This window comes from Streptomyces cadmiisoli, assembly GCF_003261055.1.
Taxonomy (GTDB): Bacteria; Actinomycetota; Actinomycetes; order Streptomycetales; family Streptomycetaceae; genus Streptomyces; species Streptomyces cadmiisoli.
On sequence record NZ_CP030073.1, the window covers coordinates 7932825 to 7954176 of the forward strand.

The following is a 21352-nucleotide window of genomic DNA, read 5'->3' on the forward strand; positions in this document are numbered from 1 at the left end:
TGCGGGGGCAAAGGGGAGCATCCCCGTCGAAAGATCGCGACTAGGCTGCAAAGGGTAGGCATCCCTCGTCGTACGGCGGTCGATGATGGAGGAGACACGCATGGACTACTACGACCTCGGCACTCACGGCCGCCGCGTGACGACCTCGTCGCCCGAGGCCCAGACGTGGTTCGACCGCGGACTGGTCTGGACGTACGCCTTCAACCACGAGGAGGCCGTCGCCTGTTTCGAGGCCGCGGCCGCCGCGGACCCGGACTGCGCGATGGCCCGGTGGGGCATCGCCTACGCCCTCGGCCCCAACTACAACAAGCCCTGGGAGGCGTTCGACACCGAGGACCTCGCGCGCACCGTCGACCGCACCCACGCCGCCGTACGACTCGCGCACGACACGGCGGCGGTCGCCGCCACCCCAGTCGAACGCGCCCTGATCGACGCGCTGAGGGCGCGTTATCCGCGGGCCGAGCCCGTCGCCGACTGCGCGGTGTGGAACGCGCCCTACGCCGAGGCCATGCGCGCCGTGTACGAACTGGCCCCCGACGACCTCGATCTCGCCACCCTGTACGCCGACGCCCTGATGAACCTCACCCCCTGGCAGCTGTGGGACATCCGGACCGGTGAGCCCGCCGAAGGCGCCCGCACCCGCGAGGCCCGGGCCGTCCTCGAGCGGGCCCTGGCCACCGCGGAGGGCGCCCGGCATCCGGGTGTGGTGCACATGTACATCCACCTGATGGAGATGTCGCCGACCCCCGAGGCGGCGCTCCCCGTCGCCGACCGGCTGCGCGGCCTGGTGCCCGACGCCGGCCACCTCCAGCACATGCCCACCCATCTGGACGTGCTCTGCGGTGACTACCGGCGCGTGGTGTCCGACAACAGCGCCGCCATCGCCGCCGACGAGAAGTACCGCGCACGAGCCGGCGCGATGAACTTCTACACCCTGTACCGCTCGCACAACTACCACTTCAAGATCTACGGCGCGATGTTCCTCGGCCAGTCCCGTGTCGCCCTGGAGACCGCCGCCGCGCTGGAGGAGTCGATCAGCGAGGACCTGCTGCGGGTGCAGAGCCCGCCCATGGCCGACTGGCTGGAGGGCTTCCTCGCCATGCGGGTCCATGTGCTGATCCGGTTCGGCCGCTGGGCGGAGATCCTGGACCTGCCACTGCCCGCCGACCCGGAGCTGTACAGCGTGACGACCGCGATGCTGCGCTACGCCCGTGGTGTCGCGCTGTCGGCGACCGGCCGGATCGCCGGGGCGGAGGCCGAACGCGAGCTGTTCCGGGAGGCGCTCACCAGGGTCCCCGGTACACGCATGCTGTTCAACAACACCTGCGCCGACATCCTCGCGGTCGCCTCGGCGATGCTCGACGGCGAACTGGAGTACCGCAAGGGCCGGTACGACGCCGCTTTCGCCGCGCTGCGGCGCGCGGTGGAACTCGACGACGACCTGCCCTACGACGAGCCGTGGGGCTGGATGCAGCCCACCCGGCACGCCTACGGCGCCCTGCTGCTGGAGCAGGGCCGCGTGGAGGAGGCCGCGGCGGTCTACCGGGCCGACCTCGGTCTCGACGACACCCTGCCGCGCCCCTTGCAGCACCCCGGCAACGTCTGGGCCCTGCACGGCCTGCACGAGTGCCTGGTCCGTCTCGGCAGGACGGGGGAGGCGCGGATCCTTGCCCAGCAGCTCAAGATGGCCGCCGCTGTGGCGGACGTGCCCGTCGAGGCGTCCTGCTTCTGCCGCCTGGAACGCGTCGCCGCCCCGCTGGGCGGGGGCGACTCCCCGGGCGACTCCACGGGCGGCACCGACCCGGTGGGCGCCGGCGACTGCTGCGGCGCGGAGGGCTGACCGCGCCCGGCGCGAGTCGTGCCGACCGGCGTGGTGTGACACGCCCCCGGTCGGACCATCCCTCAATTCGCACCAATTTGTGGCTTAGCGTACGGGATATGATGAAAAGCCAACTCGCGTACTTGGCATGCGCGGCAGCCGTCATCGGTACGACCCTCGGCGCCGCACCACCGGACGCCATCCACCGGACCCATCTGGTCCATGCGGGGCAGTCGATCCAGAAGGCCGTGGACGCCGCCCAGACGGGCGACACCGTTCTGGTGGCCCCCGGCACCTACCGCGAGAGCGTCAAGGTGACCACGCCCGGCCTGACCCTGCGCGGCATGGGCCGGAGCACGGTGATCGAGCCGGCCACGCAGAGCGCCGGCAACAGCTGTGCCACGGCCGGCAACGGCATCTGCGTGGTGGGCACGAAGGACAACATGCTCAAGGGCGTCACGATCGCCTCCCTGACCGTGGCCGGCTTCGCCAAGTCAGGTGTGTCGGCGGTCGCGACGGACCAGCTGACCGTGCGCAACGTGACGGCCGTGCGCAATGGCGTGTGGGGCATCGCCGAGGAGCACTCGGTGCGCAGCGTGTTCCGCGGGAACACCGCCCGGGACAACGGCGACGCGGGTTTGTTCCTCGCCAACACGATCACCGATGAGGCCGGGGCGCTGGACACGCGGGGAACCGTGGTCGAGGCCAACCGGTTGTCGGGCAACCGCATCGGTGTCACCGTCCGCCGCCTGCGGAACCTGGTCGTCGAGCGCAACCTCGTCACCGGCAACTGCGCGGCCGTGTTCGTCGTCGGCGATGAGAACAAGCCGAAGGCCGGTGACCTCGCCGTCCGCGACAACCACATCGAGCAGAACAACAAGTTCTGCCCGAAGACCGAGCGGCTGCCGTTCCTCCAGGGCTCGGGCATCGTCCTGACCGGCGCCGAGAAGACCCTGGTCACGGGGAACGTCGTCAAGGACAACATCGGAGCGTCCCCGCTGTCGGGCGGCATCGTCGTCTTCCAGAGCATGGTCGGCGTCACCAGCGAGGACAACCGGATCAGCGACAACGAGCTGGAGGGCAACGCCCCGGCCGACCTCGTGAACACCGACAGCGGCAAGGGCAACACCTTCGCGAACAACTCCTGCTGGGCGTCCAAGCCCACGGGAATGTGCTGACCGGACGGCTGTAGCCCTCATTTTCTGACCCACGAAGGAAGGGAAGCGGCACATGACGACCGCTGAGACTGCTCCGCCGCCGTCCATGCGGCTGAGAGAGCTGGTGTTCGGGGCGGCGTGTGCCGCTGCCCTCCGCGCGGCCGCCCGGCTGGGGGTCGCCGACGCGCTGGGCGACCACCCCATGGCCGTGGAGGACCTGGCGTCCGCGGTGAAGACCGAACCCAAGCCGCTGCGCAGGCTGCTGCGTGCCATGGCCTGCTACGGCGTGTTCGCCGAACGGCACGACGGGACGTTCGAGCACACCGACATGTCCCGGCTGCTGCGCGAGGACGACCCCAACAGCCTGCGCTACATCACGCTCTGGTGCACCGAGCCGTGGACCTGGGACGCCTGGCCGAAGCTGGACGAGGCGGTGCGCACCGGCCACAACGTGGTGGAGGGCCTGTACGGGAAGGAGTTCTTCGAGTACCTCAACGAGGACGCTCCGGAATCCGCCGTCGTCTTCAACCGCGCCATGACGACCTCGAGCATGCAGTCCGCCCGGGACGTCGCACAGTGCCTGGACCTGTCGGGCGCCTCGTCGATCGCCGACATCGGAGGCGGTCAGGGGCATGTGGTGGCGAGCCTGCTGGAGAAGTACCCCTCGCTGCACGGCACCCTGCTCGACCTGCCGCGCGTGGTCGAGAACGCCGATCCACGCCTGCGCCCGGGCGGCGAACTCGCCAACCGGGTGCACATCGTCCCCGGCGACTGCCGCGTGGACATCCCGGTCCGGGCCGATGTGTACATCATCAAGAACATCCTGGAATGGGACGACGAGAGCACCGCCCGCACCCTGCGCAACGTCATCCACGCGGGCGGCCCCGGCGCACGGGTCGTGGTCATCGAGAACCTGGTCGACGACTCGCCGTCGATGAGGTTCAGCAGCGCCATGGACCTGCTGCTGCTCCTCAACGTCGGCGGAGCGAAGCACACCCGGGACAGCATGGTCGGCCGGCTGACCGAAGCGGGTCTGGTCATCGACGAGTTCCGCGAGGTCAACCCCTACCTGCACGCGTTCGACTGCACCGTGCCCGCCTGATCCTGCCCGCGGCCGCGCACGGGAACACCGGACGCCGGGCCCGAGACATTCGCGGGCCCGGCGGCCGGTGGCCGAGTGGGTGGTTCAGGCGGTGGCGTTCCGCTCCCAGCGGTAGAAGCAGTTCGCCATCGCGTCCTTCGGGGAACGCCAGGTCGCGGGGTCGTACGCGCTGACGTACGCCGACAGCCGCTCGCTGATGTCGCGGAACTCGGAGTGCCCGGCGAGCTTGGCGATGGCCGGGGAGGGGTCCCGCTCGGCTTCGATGAGGTGCAGGTACACATCATCGAACTGAAACAGACTGCGCCGGGAGACGCCCACCAGGTGCGGCAGCTCCCCCCGGTCCGAGTCCTCGAACACCTGGGCGATGTCCGGGGCCGAGCCGGGCTTCATCCGGGCGACGATCAGGGTGTGGTGCATCGTCGTGTCCTCCGTCGGGGCTCAGTCGGTGAGGGTCGGCACGCGCCCGTGCCGGGCGGCGGCCTGCTCGATGCGGTCCCGGATCAGGGCCATCTGGACCTTGGAGTTCCGGTTGATGTTGTCCGTCATCCACGCGTCGTCGACCGGTGCGTCGGGCTTCATCGCGAAGTCCTGCGTCCACACCATCCGGGTGCCCGCGGGCACCTCCTCGTACTGCCAGTGGATGTTCATGTGGTCGAAGGGACCCGTCTCGACCCGGCGGGCCCTGACGCTGAGCGTGTCCCGGTCCGTCTCCCGCTCCGACACCCAGCTCCACACCGTGCCGTTGTCGTCGGGGTGCATGGTCAGCCGGAACGTCGTCCTGTTCCCTTCCGTGGACAGGATGTCAGCCGAGGCGTACTCGCTGAACAGCCGCGGCCAGTTTGCCACGTCGTTGGTCATGTCCCAGACCAGGTCCACCGGTGCGCCGATGGTGATCTCGTTCTGTGTGTGTCCGGTCATGTCACGCTCCTGTCATGAGGGCACTGTTGACGAGGTCGAGGAACTGACGCGGGGTCTTGGAGCGCTCCGCGTCGGGAGGCATCGGCGTGCCGTACCTGTTCTCCAGTTCGCCCACGATGCCCAGCAGCCCCAGCGAGTCGATGCCGATGGCGTCGAAGCCGGTGTCGGACCGCTGCTGGAGGTCCTGCGGGGCGACGGTGATGCCGGCCGCCTTCTTCATGAGCTCGGCCAGCTCTTCCACGGTGATTCGTTCACTCATGCGGTTACTCTCCTTTGCTTGCCGCCTCGTCAGGAGGCGTCGGCGACGCCGTGCCGCAGCACCAGCGCCGAGTTCGACCCCATCAGTCCGCGGCTGAGGACCAGCGCCGTGCGCAGCTCGGCGGAGCGGGCCCGACCGGTCACGAGGTCGATGTCATGGCAGATGTCGAAGACGTTCGGCGTGGGCGGAACCACGCCGTTCTCCAGGGCGAGCACCGCCGCCGCCACGTCCAGCACGGGCGCCGCGCAGTAACCCCGGCCGATACCGGTCTTCGGCGCGGTGACCGGAACGCTCCGGCCGTGCGCCCCGAGAGCGTCGGCGATCGCCAGCGCCTCGGCCCGGTCCGCCTCCGGTGTCCCGAGGGCGTCGGCGAAGACCACGTCGACCTCCTCGGGAGCGCACCGGGCCTCGTGCAGGGCGCCGCGGATGGCCTGGGCGAGGCCCTCGCGGGACTTCTCCCAGCAGGAGGCCCCGGTGAACGTCGCCGCGTGCCCGGCGATGACGGCGCGCAGGGGCACGCCTCGCACCCGGGCCGAGGTCTCGCTCTCCACCACGAGCATCGCGCCGCCCTCGGCGGGCACGAAGCCGCAGGCGCCCTGCGTGAACGGGCGGTACGCCCGCGCCGGGTCCTCGACGGTGCTCAGTTCCTTGTAACCGAGCTGGCACACCACCGAGTAGGGGGCGAGCGGCGCCTCGGTCGAACCGGCCACGATCACATCGGTGCCGCGCCGCACGGCCCGTGCCGCGTGGGCGAGGGCGTCCAGGCCGCCGGCCTCGTCGGAGGCGACGACCGAGCAGGGGCCCTTGAACCCGCGGCGGATCGAGATCTGCCCGGTGCTCGCGGCGTAGAACCAGGCGATCGACTGGTACGGCCCGACGAAGCGGCTGCCCTTGCCCCACAGCTGTTGCAGCTCCCGCTGACCGAACTCGCCGCCACCGGAGCCGGCGGCGGTGACCACGCCCACGGAGAACGGCGAGTCGCCGTCGGCCTGCCCGAAACGGGCGTCGTCCAGCGCGAGGTCGGCGGCGGCCATCGCGAAGTGCGTGAACCGGTCCGTCTGGACGACGAAGCGCTCCTCGACCGCCGACGTCGCCTCGAAGTCCCGGACCTCGCCGGCCACCCGGAGCGGCATGTGCTCACAGCCCTCGCGGGTGACCGGGGCGAGAACGCTGATGCCCTCCTTGGTGGACTTCCAGAAGTTCTCGGTACTGGCTCCGTTGGGCGCGACCACACCGATTCCGGTGACGGCCGCGCGCCGCGGATGTGGTTCGCTCATCGTGTCCTCTCCCTTGGCCGGGTCAGGATCACCGCGGACTGGAAGCCGCCGAAGCCGCTGCCCACGGAGAGCACGCTGTTCAGCCTCCGCTCGCGTGCGACGCGCGGGACGTAGTCCAGGTCGCACTCGGGGTCCGGGGTCTCGTAGTTCGCGGTGGGCGGTACCACCTGATGGGCCAGCGCCAGCACGCAGGCGACGACCTCGATCGCACCGATCGCGCCGAGGGAGTGACCCACCATGGACTTGATGGAGCTCATGGGTGTGTCGTACGCGTGCTCTCCCAGGGCCCGTTTGACGGCGGCCGTCTCGTGGCGGTCGTTCTGCTGGGTGCCCGACCCGTGGGCGTTGACGTAGTCGATCGCCGTGCGGTCGAGCCGGGAGTGGTCGAGGGCCGTCTCTATCGCCCGCGCCATCTCCAGTCCCTCCCGGGTCAGGCCGGTCATGTGGTAGGCGTTGCCGAAGGTGGCGTAGCCGCTGAGCTCGCAGTACACGTGTGCGCCGCGGGCCCTGGCGTGTTCCAGTTCCTCCAGGACGAGCACCGCACCTCCCTCGCCCATCACGAATCCGTCGCGGTCGGCGTCGAACGGCCGCGACGCGTGGGCCGGGTCGTCGTTGTTGGACGACGTCGCCTTGATCGCGTCGAAGCAGGCCATCGTGATCGGGGAGATCGGCGAGTCCGAGGCCCCGGTTATGCAGACGTCGGCCCGGCCCTCCTCGATCGTGTGGAAGGCGTACCCGACGGCGTCGAGCCCGGAGGTGCAGCCCGTCGACACGGTCTGCACCGGGCCGCGCGCTCCGAACCCCTCCGCCACCGTGGAGGCCAGCGTGCTGGGGGAGAACGCGCGGTGCAGATGCCCTTCGGCCTCGCGGTGGTCCACGTCCCAGCGCTGCCCGTGGTGGCTGACCAGGACGTAGTCGTGCTCCAGACGGGTGGTGCCGCCGACCGCGGTGCCCAGCGACACCCCGACCCGCCAGGGGTCCTCCCGGGCGAGGTCGAGGCCGGCGTCCCGGACCGCTTCTCCTCCGGCCGCCAGGGCGAACTGGATGTACCGGTCGCAGCGTGCGACCTGTTCCTCGTCCAGCCCGTGGGCCGCCGGGTCGAAGTCGCACTCGGCCGCGATCCGGGAGCGCAGCCCCGCAGGGTCGAAGAAGGTGATGCCGCGGGTCGCGGTCCGCCCCTGGGTCAGCAGATCCCAGAACGCGGGTATGCCGATACCGCCCGGAGCGACGATGCCTATGCCGGTGACTGCCACACGCCTGGTCATGATCGCACCTTTCGTCGTTCGGTTGTCAGGGCCGCGTCCGCAGGGGCCTGGACCGCCGTGGCCGGTGCGGAGTCGGTTTCCTCGGTGTCGACGTGGCCGAGCGGCGGGCTCGGGGCCAGGGGGCCGAGGTGGAAGACGATGCGCGCCTCCTCGGTGCCCACGTTGCGGAAGCGGTGCCGCATGTGGGCCGGGATCATGAGTCCCTGCTCGGGACGCAGCGGGTGGGGGTCGCCGTCCAGGTCGACCTCCAGCTGCCCACAGATCACGTACACGAACTCCTCGGAGTACGGGTGGTAGTGCTCGGCGATGCGGTCGCCGGGCTGCACGATGGCGACGCCCATGAAACCGCTGGTGGAGCCGACCGTGGTGGGGGTGAGCATGGCGCGCAGATCGCCGCCGCGCCGGGTGTTGGGCTCGACCTCGCTGAGTTCCACGATGTTGAGACGGGGTTTGATCACGACGTTGCTCCGATCGTGTGCTGTGTCGACTGGGGGCCGCTGCCGCCGCGCCCGCGAGCGGGACGAGTCAGGCTCGGGGCGAGCGGCGGTCGGTGACGAGTTCCATGCGGGCCAGGGTCAGGAGGCCCGCGGGCGCGCTGTCCAGGAGTGCGGCGGCGTCCGCCCCGAGGACGTCGCCGTCGAGGAGCGCGGTCACCTCGGCAGCCCGGGCACGGTCGGTGAGCCCCAGCACCTGGACGGGGTCCGTGTCGATCGCGTCCCGCACGTCGACCAGCCGCACCACGACGTCGTCCCGCTGGAAGATCGTGCTGTGCAGCACGGGGCTGTGCGGATCGCGCGCAGCCACCTCGTCCTGCTGGGCGAGCAACTCGGCCAGCCGCATGCCGCCGCCCTCGACAGCCGGGTAGTACAGAGCGTGCCGCACCGCGTCAGGGCTCGCCTCGTCCGACGTCACATGGTGGACGGCGGGCAGCGCCGCACGGGTGAAGAAGACCCGCGCCGACTCGGGGTCGTCCAGGTCCCGGTGCTGCTCCAGATAGGGGTTGATGGCCTCCTCCACGGCCCGCACCTCGGGCTGCCGGGCGACGTGGCGCAACGCGGCGAGCAGGTCGCCCCGCACCTCGATGGCCCGAACGACCCGGTTGCCGTGCATGAACAGAGAGGTACGGATCAGCCGGGTGGCGTCGTCCACCTGCGGGTCGGGTGACGCGTAGTCGGCGAGGATCTTGGCGACGGCCTTCTCGCTGCCCGGCTTGACGGTGAAGGTGAGCGCGTGGCGGATGACGCCGTCACCGATGCGGGGCGACGTCTGGAGCCGGCGGTCGCCGGACTCGGCGCTCGCCGCCGGGCCGCCGGTCTCGCGGACGATGTGGAAACGCAGCGACCGGGTGTCCCGGACGCAGCTGTGCAGCGGCTCCACCATCCGCACGTGCTCCTCGCTGTTCACCCAGGTGAGGAACGGCGGGGCCGACTCCCACTCACTTGTGATGAGCCACTGGGAGGGGTTCTCGATCGACTGGCACAGCTGGTCGCTCACATGCCCGGGAACCGAGGCGACCTGGTTGCAGAGTTGCTCGTACGCCTCCAGGAACTGCTGCTGCGCTCCGTCGTTGACGTCCACCAGAAGGACGACCCGGAGCCTGGAGCCGTCGAAGACGGACTGGGAGACATGGTGCGACACCTGTCGCGTGAGCGGTTCGGAAGCAGGTGCAGACGTAGTGGTCATCCTGCGCACATCTCCTTCGTGAAAGGGGAGCCGGACATCGATTGCGGTGATGCGAGCCGAGCGTGCCTCGATCTTGTGTCGCTCCCCCCAAGCGCGCGACTCGGATGGACTACGTGGGTGACTGGAGCCGCCGATCCGTACCCGAAGGGCAGCAGAACCACGACGTGTTCCCCCCGCCGGCCGGGGTATCTGACGGTCAGCCAGGTTCGTCCCGGCGCGGAATCCGGCACGGGATCAGCCGAGATGGGCGAAGACGACGAGGTTGTCCGTGTAGTCCCGCACCGTGCGGTCGTAGTCACCCGCACAGGTGATGAGCCGGACCTGTGGCTGGGCCGTGTCGCCGTACACGCGCTCGTCGGGGAAGCGGTCCTTGGCGAACGTCTCCACGCTGTCGACCACGAAGGACGCCGTGCTTCCGTCCGCCCGGTCGACGTGGAAGACGTCACCCTTCTGGAGTTCACCGAGATCGGCGAACACGGCCGCGGACGTCGCCGTGTCGACATGCCCGGCGATGATCGAGGTGCCGGCCTCACCGGGGGAGGCACCCTCGGCGTGCCAGCCGACGAGGTTGATGTCGTGGGCGGGCGGTGGTTGGAGCTGCCCGTTGGCGCCGACGCGGAGGTCGGTGAAGGGGGCGTCCACCGAGATCTTCGGGATCAGCAGCCGCACCGGCTTCGACCGCGGCAGCGAGTCGGCGATCGGCCGACCGGCCGGCGGTTCCGGCGCCGGGGCCTGCGGCGCGTGAGCCGGCAGCGGCGCCTGACGCGGGTTGGCGCTGTCGGACGAGGTGCCGTCGCCACCGATCAGATGGGCCGCCAGCAGCAGGAGAGCCACGGCGCACAGGATGATCACGCCTCCGCGGGGCCCGTGGGCGGGCTGCGCCTGCTCGTCTTCGGCGGGTGTCTCGGTGGGGTTCGGGGAGGAGGGTTCGGCCGGCAAAGGAGACCACCTCACTAGTGCGCGGCAGCAGGGAGGGCGGGGCGGATGGACGCCAGCCGGGCCGCCACACGGCGCTCGGGTGTGGCGGCCCCGGCTGCTATCGCGTCAGGCATCGGTCAGGCCATGCCGGGGGCCGACTTCTTGCGGCGCACCGCGTACATACCGGTCGCCGCGACGGCCAGAACGGCGAGACCGCCCGCGGTCACCGCCGGCGCGTCGAGCGCACCGCCGCCGGTGTGCATGCCACCGCGGGGCTTGTCGCCGCCGCCGCCGCCCCAGGAGCCCTTCTCCTCGCCGCCGCCGCCCCAGGAGCCCTTCTCCTCGCCGCCCCCGCCCCAGGAGCCCTTCTCCTCACTGCCGCCGCCCCAGGAGCCCTTCTCCTCGCCGCCGTTCTTGTAGGAGGAGTCGTGCTTGTCCTCGGAGCCGCCCCAGGTGTCCTCGGCCGCCAGCGCCAGCGCACCGCCACCCGTGTGCATGCCACCGCGTGGCTCGCCGCCCTTGCTTCCGTTGTCGTGGTCCTTGCTGTAAGACGAATCATCGTGGTCCCAGTCACCGGCTGCCCACGCACCGGGTGCGCCGATGGTGAGGACGGCCGAGGCCGCCGCGGTGGCCAGGAGCATGCGTGCAGAGCGCATACGAGTGTCCTTTCGCCACGGCCTGGGCAGCTGGCGTGTCGTCAGCTGTGAAGACCCGGCCCTGACGTGATCAACCGTCAATCAGGCATCCGCCTCCCACCACTCAAGGCGGTCACCCGGGTGAACCCACCCGGGTGTACCGGCACCCCTCGACGCCCGGATTCCGCCCGTGCCTGCGCCCCCCGGTCGGCAAGAGGCCGAAGGGCACGCGCTGGTGACGTCACGCCAGAGGCGCGCACGCGCGCGACGTCGCGCCGGCGGCAGGGCCGCCGGCGCGACGTCGCGTGTGCTCATGCGTCGGTCGACGCGTCCACGGGTCAGCCCAGCGCGAGCACCGTGGTCAGGACCTGACGCAGTGTCGACTCGGCGTCCTCGACCGGACCCGGTGAGCGCCAGGCGACGAACCCGTCGGGGCGGACCAGCACGGCGCCGCCGTGGGCCGTGCCGTGGATGTCCCGCCAGTCCGAGCCGTCTTCGGGCGTCAGTTCGCAGCCGGGTCCCGTCCCCACCCGGTACGAGACGAGCGGGACGGTCATCTCCTCGGCGAGCCGGATGGCGGCGGTGTGCCAGCCGTCGTGGCCGTCGGCGTCGCTCAGCAGGACCAGGGACCGCTCGTAGAGGTCGAGGGTGGAGACCCGCTCGCCCTCGTGCCGGACCCACTGGTGGGGTGCCCTGGTGCCGGGCTCGCCCGCCAGCGTGAGGTCCTCCGGAACGACCGGGGTGGCCGGGTCGGTGCCGACCACGGCGCCCTGCGGGTAGCGGTAGCCGAGGGAGACATTGAGCAGCCCCCGCTTGGGGGCGGCGCCGGCACCGGGCGGCGGGGCGAAGCCGGGGTGGCTGTGCTCGGCGGACCGGTCGGCCGCGCGTGCGCTGGTCTCCTCCGCCACCGGACGGCGCTCGGCCTCGTAGCTGTCCAGCAGTCCGTCCCCGCCCCAGCCGCCGAGTACCGCGGCGAGCTTCCAGGCCAGGTTGTGCGCGTCCTGGATGCCCGTGTTGGAGCCGAAGGCTCCGGTGGGGGACATCTCGTGCACCGAGTCGCCCGCGAGCAGGATGCGGCCGGACCGGTAGCTGCGGGCGACACGCTGCGCGGCGTGCCAGGGCGCCTTGCCGGTGATCTCGACGTCGATGTCCATGTCCCCGACCGCGCGGCGGATGTGCTCGGCGCACCGCTCGTCCGTGAACTCCTCGGTGGTCTCGCCGTGTTCGGGGTGCCAGGGGGCGTGGAAGACCCAGTTCTCCCGGTTGTCCACAGGGAGCAGCGCGCCGTCGGCGTCCGGGTTGGTCAGGTAGCAGACGATGAAGCGGCGGTCGCCGACCACATCGGCGAGGCGGCGGGAGCGGAAGGTGATGCTGATGTTGTGGAAGAGCTCGCCGGGACCGCTCTGGCCGATCCCCAGCTGCTCGCGGACGGGGCTGCGGGGGCCGTCGGCGGCGACCAGGTAGTCGGCGCGGATGGTGGAGTGCTCGCCGGTGTCCCGGCTCTTGACCACGGCGGTGACACCGTCCCCGTCGGCCTCGAACGACATGAGTTCGGTGTGGTAGCGCAGATCACCACCGAGCTTCGCGGCATGCTGGAGCAGCACCGGCTCCAGGTCGTTCTGGCTGCACAGGCACCATGTCGTGGGACTGAACCGGGCCAGCCGGTTCCCCGGGTCGATCTCCTTGAACAGCCATTCGCCCGCGTCACCGACAAGGGTGGGTGTCTGAAGGATGCCGTGATTGTCGGCCAGCGTGGCCGCCGCCTCGTGGATCCCCGGTTCGACGCCGGCCACCCGGAACAGCTCCATCGTGCGGACGTTGTTGCCACGGCCGCGGGGGTGGATGGAGGTGCCGGAGTGGCGCTCCACCAGGGTGTGCCGCACTCCGAGCCGGCCCAGGAACAGCGAGGTGGACAGGCCGACCAGGGAACCGCCGACGATGAGGACCGGGACCTCTTCGGTCCGATCGTCTTGATCGGCTCTTACGTTCATCACTCGCCTCCAGCTCGTCTCCGCGGATCCGGCCGGAATGCGGCCGGGGTTCCTCATGCATGCCCCGCAAGGCCGAAGGCGTCTCACGCGTCACCCACTTAGGGCCTGTCCGGCGGACGGTGCCGCCGACCCGGGCGCGGCGCGTGGAGCTGCAGCGATGTCGTCGCAGGCCGGGCCGCTGACTCCGGCGTCGCCGGCGCGCGGGACGTCCCGTCGCGTCACCGCCCTCCGTCCGCCTCGCCGCTCGCCGCACCGGACCCGGCTCACGCCCGCTCAGGAGCCACTCCCCGCAGCCGTGATGCGATCCGTCGGACAGGCTCTGACCTGCCGCTTCGGGGTGCGAGTGATGAGGCGTCAGGGCGCGGCGGGAGCGCCGGCCGACCGGGTCCGCACGGGTCCGGCCGCCGGGGGCGCGACCGCCCCGGCGGAATCCGCCGTGCGGCGGACGGCCGACCGGGCCCGGGGTGCCCTGCCGGCCGCGGGTTGCTCCGCCCGGGTGGATTCGAGCGCCCGTCGGGTGAAGCGTGCTCCGGCGCGGTGCTGACCGGTACTCATGTCCCGGCGGCCGCCGCCCGGGCGCGCTCCACGGCTGGACGCGCACGGGTGCGCACGTGCGCCGGGTCTCGGTGGCCGAGATGCGCCGAGACATCGAGGCGCCGATGGAGGACGCGTCGCGTCCGGCCGGGCGCGCCGGGAGCCGGATGCGTGCGGGGGCCGTGATGTGCCGTCAGGTCCGCCCGCCTCCGGGGGCGGACCGAGGCCGGCTCGATCGGGTGCCGGGATCCCCCATTCGAGGCCGAGGGGACTCGGATCTCCTCGAGGGTGAAGGGGCGGGGATCCCCGCCGGGGCCGTCTGGGCGGGATCCCCTTCCGCGAAGGGCGAACGGGCTGGGACCCCGTCAGGGATGAAGGGCTGGGATCCCATCGAGAGCCGAGAGCCGAGAGCCGAGAGCCGAGAGCCGAGAGCCGAGAGCCGAGAGCCGAGAGCCGAGAGCCGAGAGCCGAGAGCCGAGAGCCGAGAGCCGAGAGCCGAGAGCCGAGGATCAAGGGCCAGGACCAAGGGCGTCGAAATCCCCCTCAAGGCTGAAGCGGCATGCTCCAGCAGTTGGAGGTGGCCGGTTTGCCCGACAGTCGGTCGGTGAGCCAGTCGATGGCTGCCCCCTGGTCGGTGAGCAGCGGAGTGACGTGGTTCAGCAGTGCCCGGCCCACGTCGGGCAGCAGCACGGGTACGTAGCTGACCGCGGCCCCCTTCCGGCACCACGCGACGGCGAGGTCACGTGCCTGCCCGTGCGGGACGAGGTCGTCGTGGACGCCGGTGGCCACGCGGATCGGACCGGTCGGCTCCAGGGTGCCGATCCGCTGCCGGTCGAGGAAGTCCCGCAGGACGGGTTCGGCGTCGATGACGTCGTTGACCGACTGCCCGGTGGTCGTCCACCGTGTGCTCCGGGCGGAGCTGTAGGCGAAGATCGCGTCACCGACGCACATCGTCGACAGATCCTGCAGAGCGGCCCTGCCCGCCGCGTTCAGGTACTCGTCCGCGATGGGTTCGAGCGCCGGGTCGGACTGGAGGAAGCCGTTCAGCGACCAGCCGAGAGCCCCGGCGAGATCGCTGCCGTCGATCGCCCGTGTCACCTCCGTCAGGTCGGCCGGCGGAGCGCCGGAGTAGGTGCCCGCGAGCGGGACGTCCGGGGCGTAGCCCGGCTGGAGTTCGGCGGCGGCCGCCGTCGCTCCGCCGCCCTGGCTGTAGCCGAACAGGCCCACGGGGGAGTCGGTGGTGACGGTCGCCGTGCCGAGCGCGCGGGCCGCCCGTACCGCGTCCAGTACGGCGTGGCCCTCGTCGACGCGGTTGACGTAGGTGTGCAGCCGGTCGGTGGTGCCGAGCCCGGCGTAGTCGGTGACGACGACCGCTACGCCCCTGGCCAGCAGCCGATAGATCGCCAGATCCTCGTAACCGACCGAGACCGTCTCGCCGTTGAGCCGAATCGGATGCTCCAGTCCCATCGAGGCGGCGCACTGGTCGCCCTGGCCCATGGTGCCGGGAGCGAGCGCGACCAGGGGGCGCGGTCCGTTGCCCCGCCAGGCCGCGGTGGGCTCGAGGTACGCCCCGGTCACGGCCATCGGCTGCCCGGTGGAGTCGGTCGACCGGTACATCAGGCGGGTGGCCCTGCCCGGCAGGGGGCCGTCGAGGCCGGGCAGGCTCAGGGCGAGGGGCAGCGGTTCGCTGCGGATCAGAGCGCCGTTGGTGTCCGGGAGGGTGGCGGGCGGGGTGTAGAAGGCGGGGATCTCCACCCCGCGGGACACCTCTGCGGCCGAGGCGGTGGCTGCCGTGGCGGGCAGCGCCTGCGCACCGAGGCAGGTCGCGACGGTGACGGCGGCGACGAGCAGGTGCGTGCTTGCGGGCATGGCGGACCTCCGGTGGAGGGTGACGGAATCGGCCGTCCCGGCCCGGCGGCAATCGGCGGCGGAGCGCGGGTCATGGGCGTGGGACGGCACGTTCCGACCGTCGTCCCACGCCGCTCCATGGCGGGTAGACGGAACGTACCGGGCAGTAGGTTACCCGGGGTAGCATCGTGCGGGTCACGGTTGAGTAACTGGACCCCGTGCCCCATGACCTGTGGGCGGCGCACCGGCGTACGCGTGAGAGGGTTCCGCCGGGCATCCGGCGGAACCCCCGGCTCGCGAGGTGGATCAGGCGGTGTGGCGGGGTCAGGCGGTGTGCAGGGTCAGCCCGTAGCGGTTGAGTATCTCGTTGACCGGCTGGAACCACGTCTCGCCGCCGCCGGAGCAGTTGCCCCAGCCGCCCGACGTGACCCCTTGCGCCTGGTCGCCGCTGATGTAGGAGCCGCCCGAGTCGCCCGGTTCGGCGCACACACTGGTCTTCGTCATCTGGTGCACCGCGCCCTGGCTGTAGTTGACGGTCTCGTTCTTGGCCAGCACGGTGCCGCAGTGCCAGCGTGTCGTCGAGCCGGAGCGGCAGATCGACGCGCCGACCGGCGCCTCGGCCGAGCCGCGCACCAACCGGTCCGGGACCGTGCCCCAGCCCAGCACCACCGGTACGGTCCACCAGCCGCTGCCGACGCTGACCCAGGCGTAGTCGTCACCGGGGAACGAGGAGCCCTGGAAGGTGCCGATGTGTGTGCCGTCCCAGCCCCGGACGGCGGCGCCGGCCCGACCGCAGTGCCCGGCCGTGACGAACCCGCCGTGCACCGAGAAGCCGATCGAGCAGCGGACGTTGCCGGTGTAGTAGGGGTCGCCGCCGACCGTCCCCGCAGCGAAGGTCTCCGGTGCGCCCGGGACCGTCGCCACGGTGACCGGGCCGGTCGCCCGTGCCTCGGTGAGGAAGCGCCGGACATCGTTGTCGGCGCGCCGGTCCTCGACCACGTTCACCACGACGGAGTTGGCGGCGGGGTCGACGTGCCAACTGCTCACGCCCGAGGGCGCGGACAGGCGGTCGATGCGCGCCTTGGCGGCGCCGAGCTCCCGCGCGCTGTGCTCGACGGTGCGCACGGTCGCGCCCGCGGACGTCACGGCCCGCCGGGTGGCGGCGGAGGCGTCGGAGGTGACGGCCACGGTCAGACGCCGGGTTGCCGCGTCGAACCACGAGCCGCCGTAGGCCGCTCCCGCCGCCCGGCGTGCGGTGGGTGCGATGTCGCCGGCCGTTCGCTCGGCCGCCAGCCGTTCCTTGGCCTCGGCGCTCGACAGGCCGAAGTCCCGCTGCATGGCCCGCAGCAGCCCGTCGGAGGCCGGCGCGGGGGCCGAGTCGTCGTCCGCCGAGGCCGGGAGGGTGCCCGCCGCGGTCCAACTGCCCAGGATGAGGAGGGCGGCCAGGCCGGCGCGCAGGAGTCTGATGCGTCTCACGGATGTTGTCCTTCGTCGTTCCAGCAAGGTGGGGGTGGAACAACCGCAATTGAGAGCGCTCTCACAGGGGTTGGGGCGAGCGTAGCTCCGACAGCCCGTCAGGTCCATGCCAATGCGGGGTTTGTTCGCCGGCGTCGGGCCCGCGCGGCGTCGAACGGTCCTGGCACCGGGCGGGCGTGCGGGCGTGACGGACTGTCAGTGCCCCCGCCTAGGGTGCTCGGCATGACTCACTGGATACACGGTTCCGTCCCCGGTCATGAGGTGAATGTCGTCTTCGCCCGTGGCCTGTCCGTCGACGAGTTGTGCCGCCGTCTGCGCGGGCTGCGGCGAGAGCCCCTCGCGCGGGGCGGACAGGACGGCTGGGCCTGGGCGGTGCACGACATGCTGAACGGGGACGCCGAGGACTTCGACCCGGTCGACTACCGCGCCCTGTGCGCGGACGGCGCGGAGATCGTCGTGTTCGTGACCGAGCCGTGCAGCCCGAAGGGATTCCCCCCGGACTTCGAGTACTACCGCGACGGCCGGACCGTCCTCCGCTTCAGCTTCGAGGACCTGGGCCGGCGGATCGGTGACGACCCCGACCACCTCTCCGCCGAACTGCTGGCCGCCAACCTCATCGGCCCCGATGCCGCCTGCGCGCATACGAAGGACGGCGGCCGCGACTGCCTCGACCACTACTACGACGACCACGAGCGCCTGGTGCGGACGATCGCCGACCACTTCGCGCTGCCGTCGCTGCCGACCCTCGTGGAGGCGACGGCGATATGACCTGGCTCGCCCCGGACACGTTCCTGACCTTCTGCAGAGGCATGGACCTGAGCACGCTTACCGGCATCCTCTCCGAAGTGCAGCGCCCGGCCCGCAGCTCCGGCAGTTCGGCGGGCTGGAGTTGGGTGACCCACGACGCCTACGCCGCGCCCCGCGGGCAGGGGGCCCGGGACCTGGCACGCGACATCACCGGACACCGCTACGCGGGCCGTGCCGCGCAACCGGACCGTGTGGAGACGGTGTTCCTGGCCTCCACGCCCGCCTGCGCCTGCCCGTACGGCCGGGACCATCAGGTCCCGCACTGCGACGAACATCCCTTCCAGTTCGCCTACCACCGCGGCGGGCTCGAGCAGACCTTCTTCAACTTCGGCCGGCGCCGGGAGTCACAACGGGGCGGAGCCGCGGCGGACCTGCTGGTCCGCGAGTTGCTCGACGCCGCGATCGTCGGCCGGGACGCCCCGGACCCCGGCGCCGGTCCCGACCGCAACGACGACGGCGCCCACACGGTCCGGATCATCGCCGCTCACTTCGGGCTGCCGTCGCCACCGCTCCATCTGCCCTCGCTGTGAAGGCGGCCCCGGACCGATGCGCGGTGCCGGCCGGGTCGCCCTGCCGGCCTGTTCGCCCGGCAGGGCGGGTCCGTCGCCGGGGCGGCCGGCCGGGCTACCGGTCCTGGGAGAGTTCCAGCAGCTCCGCGAAAGTGCCGCCGGCGTGCACGAGGTCGTCGTACCGGCCCTGCTCCGTGATCCGGCCCTGTTCCATGACCACGATGTGGTCGGCGAGTCTGGTGTTCTCCAGGCGGTGGGTGACGACGATCGTGATCCGGTCGCCGGCGATGGACTTGATTCGTTCGAAGATCTGGTGCTCGCCGCGCGGATCCATCTGGGAGGTGGGTTCGTCGAGGATCAGCAGGGCCGGTCGCCGGTACAGGGCCCGCGAGCAGGCGATGCGCTGCCACTGGCCGCCCGACAGTTCCGCACCGCCGAAGACCTCGCGGGCGAGGAGGGTGTCGAGGCCGGCCGTCAGGTCCTCGACGGGACGGCGCATGCCGACGGCGTCGATCGCGTCCCACACCGGCCCGTCGTCCCGCGAGCGCGGCTGGCCGAGGGTGACGTTCTCACGGACGCGCAGCGGCCACTGCGCGAAGATCTGCGGCACGAGTCCGGTGTGCCCCCAGACGGTTGCCGGGTCGGTCTCGGCGAGATCCATCCCGTTCCAGGTCACCCGGCCCTTGTCGGCCAGATAGATGCCGGTGATCAGCCGGGTGAGCGTGGACTTGCCGGAGCCGTTCGCCCCCACGACGGCCAGGATCTCTCCTCTGCGCAGGGTGAGCGAGACGCCGTCGACGGCGGGGCGGTCCTTGCCCGGGTACTGGTAGACGGTCTCCTCCAGGCGGATCTCCTCCACCGGCAGCGCCACCGACAACGTGCCCCGCACGGTCGCCCGTGCCGACGCGTCGTCGAGGAACGCCTGCATGTCGCTCAGGTAGAGGCTGGTGTGGAAGAGGGCGGCACCGTTGATGATCACCTGGGAGAGTCCGGCCAGGGTCGTCTGCACGGCGACCACGGCGGTCGCGGCGAGCGCCAGAACGATCCGGTCCGTCGCGGCCAGCCAGACCAGGGCGCCCCAGGTCGCGACGAGGAACACACCGGCGACCAGCGAGGAGGCCAGCGCGATGCGCAGCGTACGCGGCGCCGCGGCCAGCGTGCGCCGGTCGCAGCGCTCGGACAGCGACCGGTACCAGAAGATGAGGTACGCGGTCATGGAGTTGGCGCGGACCTCGTCGCCGTACTTGGGCGTGGTGGACCACCAGCGCATCATGCCCCGGACGTTGCGGTCGGCGATGTTGGCGTAGTGGATCTCGTAGTCCACACGGGCCGTGAGGATCGCGCCGACGCCGGCCGGCAGCACGGCGAGGAGCAGCAGGGGCAGCAGCAGCGGGTTGAGGACCGACAGCGCGCCGGCCGCGGTGACCATCCGGACCAGGGCGGACAGGAACCGCTGGGCGTCCGTGACCATCACGTGAGTGCGCATCACGCCCATTTCCGCGGCTTCCTGACGGTCGGAGAAGCCGTCCACGGCGTAGGCCGAGGCCTCGACCCGGCACACCGCCTCCACCAGAGCAGTGTCCGCCTCGGTGGTGAGCAGAGGGGTGATTCTCCGTTCGGCGTACATCGCCACCACGCCCGCGACCCGGGCGACCCCGGCGGCGATGCCGATGACGACCAGTGCCGGAAGCGCCTCCCGGAGGCGGTCGCCCACCGTGCCGGCGCCGAGCAGCGGGCCCATGGCGCGTGCGGTCGCGGCCAGCAGCAGGGCGGCGGCGGCCCCGGTGACCACGGGGCAGGCCAGCAGCAGGACGACGGCCCGCCGGTCGATGCGCCAGGCCATGACGATGATGCGGCCGAGGACCCTGGGGAGTTGCGCGCCGAGCCTGCGGAAGGAGGCTTGGCCGAGCGGGTTCACCGAGTACTCGCCCGCGTATTTGATCTCGGCGGGGGGTGGCGGGGGAAGAGGCTCCGACGCCCTCTCCCGGGATTCTGCTGAGGCCAACGGGCTTCCTCCGCTTCTGGCGTGGGGACGACACCGGGCTCAACGACGTGACCCGTGTCATCGAACACACGTGTTTCGGCCGGACCGGAATCCGCACGGGCGGCGGAGGGCGGGCCGCGCGGAGGCCGTGGACTGCCGGGCCGCCGGGCTGTTCCGCTGCGGGGGAGTGGCCGAAACGCCGACGCGGAGACGCATGTGACAGATGGGTTTGCGGCCCGGCGCGGAGGGTGCCGCCCGACCACGGCCGGCGGGGGCGTGGTCGGGCGGCGGTGTTCCTCGACCCGGGGAATGCCGCGGCTCCCGGGCAGCCGAGGGGGACGGGCCGGCGGCAGTAGCACCGGCGCCTGCTCGGTGAGGGCCGTCACGGACGAGGCGGCGACCCGGACCGCCGCGGACGTACGACGGGTTCAGTGAAGCTTGTCGACCGCCCGGACGGTCGTCTTCCTGAAGTCGGCCACCTGGGCGTGCTGGAAGGTACCCATCTGCGCCCACTTCACCACCGTCACGGTCCTGCCGTCCCGGCCGACCGAGAACAGCGCGATGTCGGAGGAACCCCAGGCATGGGCGGTGTGGATGCCGTAGACGTGGGCGCCGTCCTCGACGGCGAGCGAGCCGTAGTACTTCTTGCTCGCGGTCATGTCCGGGTCCTGCTGCATCAGCCGCCGCGCGCAGTCCGCGAGGTCCTTGCGGAGCAGCGCGGCGAACGCCGCGGCCCGGCGCTCGTTGCGCTCGACGACGGTCACCTGCAGGGCGCTGGTGTCGAACTCGGTCCCGTAGGCGCGATGGGTGGCGATCGACGGCAGCGCGTCGCCCACGCAGATCGGCAGCGGATCGGGCTGTCCGGCGGTGACGGGCCCGGCGTACCACGGCGACGTGGGGTGCGGGGGCAGCTCGCCCGGCTTCAGGAACCGGGGCGTGCCGGCGGAGGCCGTCCCGGCGGCGGCCGGGACGGAGGTCAGGGCGACGGCGGCGCCGGCCGTCACCGCGGCGGCGGCCACGGCGATCCGGACGCGTCGTGTGTGTCGGGCGGGTCGGGTGCGAACCTTCATGATTCCCCCAGGGCGGTCGGTCACTGTGTCCGGTACGACCTGCGGGGATGCGTATTCGTTGCCCTCGGCCGCCGGTACAGATCTGTTCCATGTGTCCGTG

Annotated in this window: 19 protein-coding genes; 5 read left to right on the forward strand and 14 right to left on the reverse strand. The window is 71.6% G+C overall.

What is annotated here, in order from left to right; translation table 11 throughout:
* Positions 1–100 precede the first annotated feature (100 nt).
* The 3 genes from DN051_RS34995 to DN051_RS35005 all read left to right on the forward strand — a co-directional run bounded on the left by DN051_RS34995 (position 101) and on the right by DN051_RS35005 (position 4078).
* On the forward strand, positions 101–1840 hold the full coding sequence (locus DN051_RS34995) for a tetratricopeptide repeat protein (RefSeq protein WP_162625027.1): 1740 nt from the start codon (positions 101–103) through the stop codon (positions 1838–1840).
* 98 nt (positions 1841–1938) lie between these two features.
* Positions 1939–2997 carry a right-handed parallel beta-helix repeat-containing protein gene (locus tag DN051_RS35000; protein ID WP_053757882.1) on the forward strand — a complete coding sequence of 353 codons (1059 nt, stop codon included), beginning with the start codon at positions 1939–1941 and terminating at the stop codon, positions 2995–2997.
* Between the two features lie 52 nt (positions 2998–3049).
* Positions 3050–4078 carry a methyltransferase gene (locus tag DN051_RS35005; RefSeq protein WP_053757883.1) on the forward strand — a complete coding sequence of 343 codons (1029 nt, stop codon included), beginning with the start codon at positions 3050–3052 and terminating at the stop codon, positions 4076–4078.
* 84 nt (positions 4079–4162) lie between these two features.
* Here the strand turns inward: DN051_RS35005 and DN051_RS35010 are convergent, their stop codons facing one another.
* From DN051_RS35010 to DN051_RS35060, 12 genes are all read right to left on the reverse strand, one after another.
* On the reverse strand, positions 4163–4495 hold the full coding sequence (locus DN051_RS35010) for a TcmI family type II polyketide cyclase (RefSeq protein ID WP_053757884.1): 333 nt from the start codon (positions 4493–4495) through the stop codon (positions 4163–4165).
* Between the two features lie 21 nt (positions 4496–4516).
* Positions 4517–4996 (reverse strand): SRPBCC family protein, encoded by a 480-nt coding sequence (locus DN051_RS35015; RefSeq protein WP_053757885.1) that lies wholly within the window; start codon positions 4994–4996, stop codon positions 4517–4519.
* 1 nt (position 4997) lies between these two features.
* Positions 4998–5255, reverse strand: coding sequence for an acyl carrier protein (locus tag DN051_RS35020; RefSeq protein ID WP_053757886.1), 258 nt, complete (start codon positions 5253–5255; stop codon positions 4998–5000).
* A gap of 29 nt (positions 5256–5284) precedes the next feature.
* Complete coding sequence (locus DN051_RS35025) at positions 5285–6532, reverse strand: ketosynthase chain-length factor (RefSeq protein ID WP_112440642.1); 1248 nt, start codon at positions 6530–6532, stop codon at positions 5285–5287.
* Entirely contained in the window at positions 6529–7797 is a 1269-nt protein-coding gene (locus tag DN051_RS35030) for a beta-ketoacyl-[acyl-carrier-protein] synthase family protein (protein WP_053757888.1), read from the reverse strand. The genes DN051_RS35025 and DN051_RS35030 overlap by 4 nt, the downstream gene beginning before the upstream one ends.
* Complete coding sequence (locus DN051_RS35035) at positions 7794–8255, reverse strand: cupin domain-containing protein (protein WP_381282424.1); 462 nt, start codon at positions 8253–8255, stop codon at positions 7794–7796. Before DN051_RS35035 ends, DN051_RS35030 begins: the two co-directional genes overlap by 4 nt.
* A 67-nt stretch (positions 8256–8322) precedes the next feature.
* Complete coding sequence (locus DN051_RS35040; RefSeq protein WP_053757889.1) at positions 8323–9480, reverse strand: SchA/CurD-like domain-containing protein; 1158 nt, start codon at positions 9478–9480, stop codon at positions 8323–8325.
* Between the two features lie 234 nt (positions 9481–9714).
* Positions 9715–10419 carry a class F sortase gene (locus tag DN051_RS35045; RefSeq protein WP_079000651.1) on the reverse strand — a complete coding sequence of 235 codons (705 nt, stop codon included), beginning with the start codon at positions 10417–10419 and terminating at the stop codon, positions 9715–9717.
* 116 nt (positions 10420–10535) lie between these two features.
* Positions 10536–11054: a hypothetical protein gene (locus DN051_RS45245; RefSeq protein WP_053757890.1), complete on the reverse strand. Its 519-nt coding sequence runs from the start codon at positions 11052–11054 to the stop codon at positions 10536–10538.
* Between the two features lie 317 nt (positions 11055–11371).
* The gene (locus DN051_RS35050) at positions 11372–13024 is read right to left on the reverse strand and encodes an FAD-dependent oxidoreductase (protein ID WP_112440644.1); all 1653 of its coding nucleotides are present in this window, start codon (positions 13022–13024) and stop codon (positions 11372–11374) included.
* 1077 nt (positions 13025–14101) lie between these two features.
* A complete protein-coding gene (locus DN051_RS35055) occupies positions 14102–15427 on the reverse strand; it encodes a lipase family protein (RefSeq protein WP_112440646.1) in 1326 nt (441 codons plus the stop codon).
* 303 nt (positions 15428–15730) lie between these two features.
* Positions 15731–16882, reverse strand: a complete 1152-nt coding sequence (locus DN051_RS35060; protein ID WP_112440648.1) for a S1 family peptidase — start codon at positions 16880–16882, stop codon at positions 15731–15733.
* Positions 16883–17104: 222 nt separating this feature from the next.
* Here DN051_RS35060 and DN051_RS35065 point away from each other — a divergent pair, with 222 nt between their 5' ends.
* Together DN051_RS35065 and DN051_RS35070 are read left to right on the forward strand one after the other, a co-directional pair.
* The gene (locus tag DN051_RS35065) at positions 17105–17650 is read left to right on the forward strand and encodes a hypothetical protein (protein WP_053757894.1); all 546 of its coding nucleotides are present in this window, start codon (positions 17105–17107) and stop codon (positions 17648–17650) included.
* The gene (locus DN051_RS35070) at positions 17647–18219 is read left to right on the forward strand and encodes a hypothetical protein (RefSeq protein WP_112440650.1); all 573 of its coding nucleotides are present in this window, start codon (positions 17647–17649) and stop codon (positions 18217–18219) included. The genes DN051_RS35065 and DN051_RS35070 overlap by 4 nt, the downstream gene beginning before the upstream one ends.
* A 94-nt stretch (positions 18220–18313) precedes the next feature.
* On the opposite strand, the gene DN051_RS35075 is transcribed toward DN051_RS35070, so the two are convergent.
* Complete coding sequence (locus DN051_RS35075) at positions 18314–20203, reverse strand: ATP-binding cassette domain-containing protein (RefSeq protein ID WP_112440651.1); 1890 nt, start codon at positions 20201–20203, stop codon at positions 18314–18316.
* 407 nt (positions 20204–20610) lie between these two features.
* Positions 20611–21252 (reverse strand): hypothetical protein, encoded by a 642-nt coding sequence (locus DN051_RS35080; protein ID WP_053757897.1) that lies wholly within the window; start codon positions 21250–21252, stop codon positions 20611–20613.
* Positions 21253–21352: the final 100 nt, after the last annotated feature.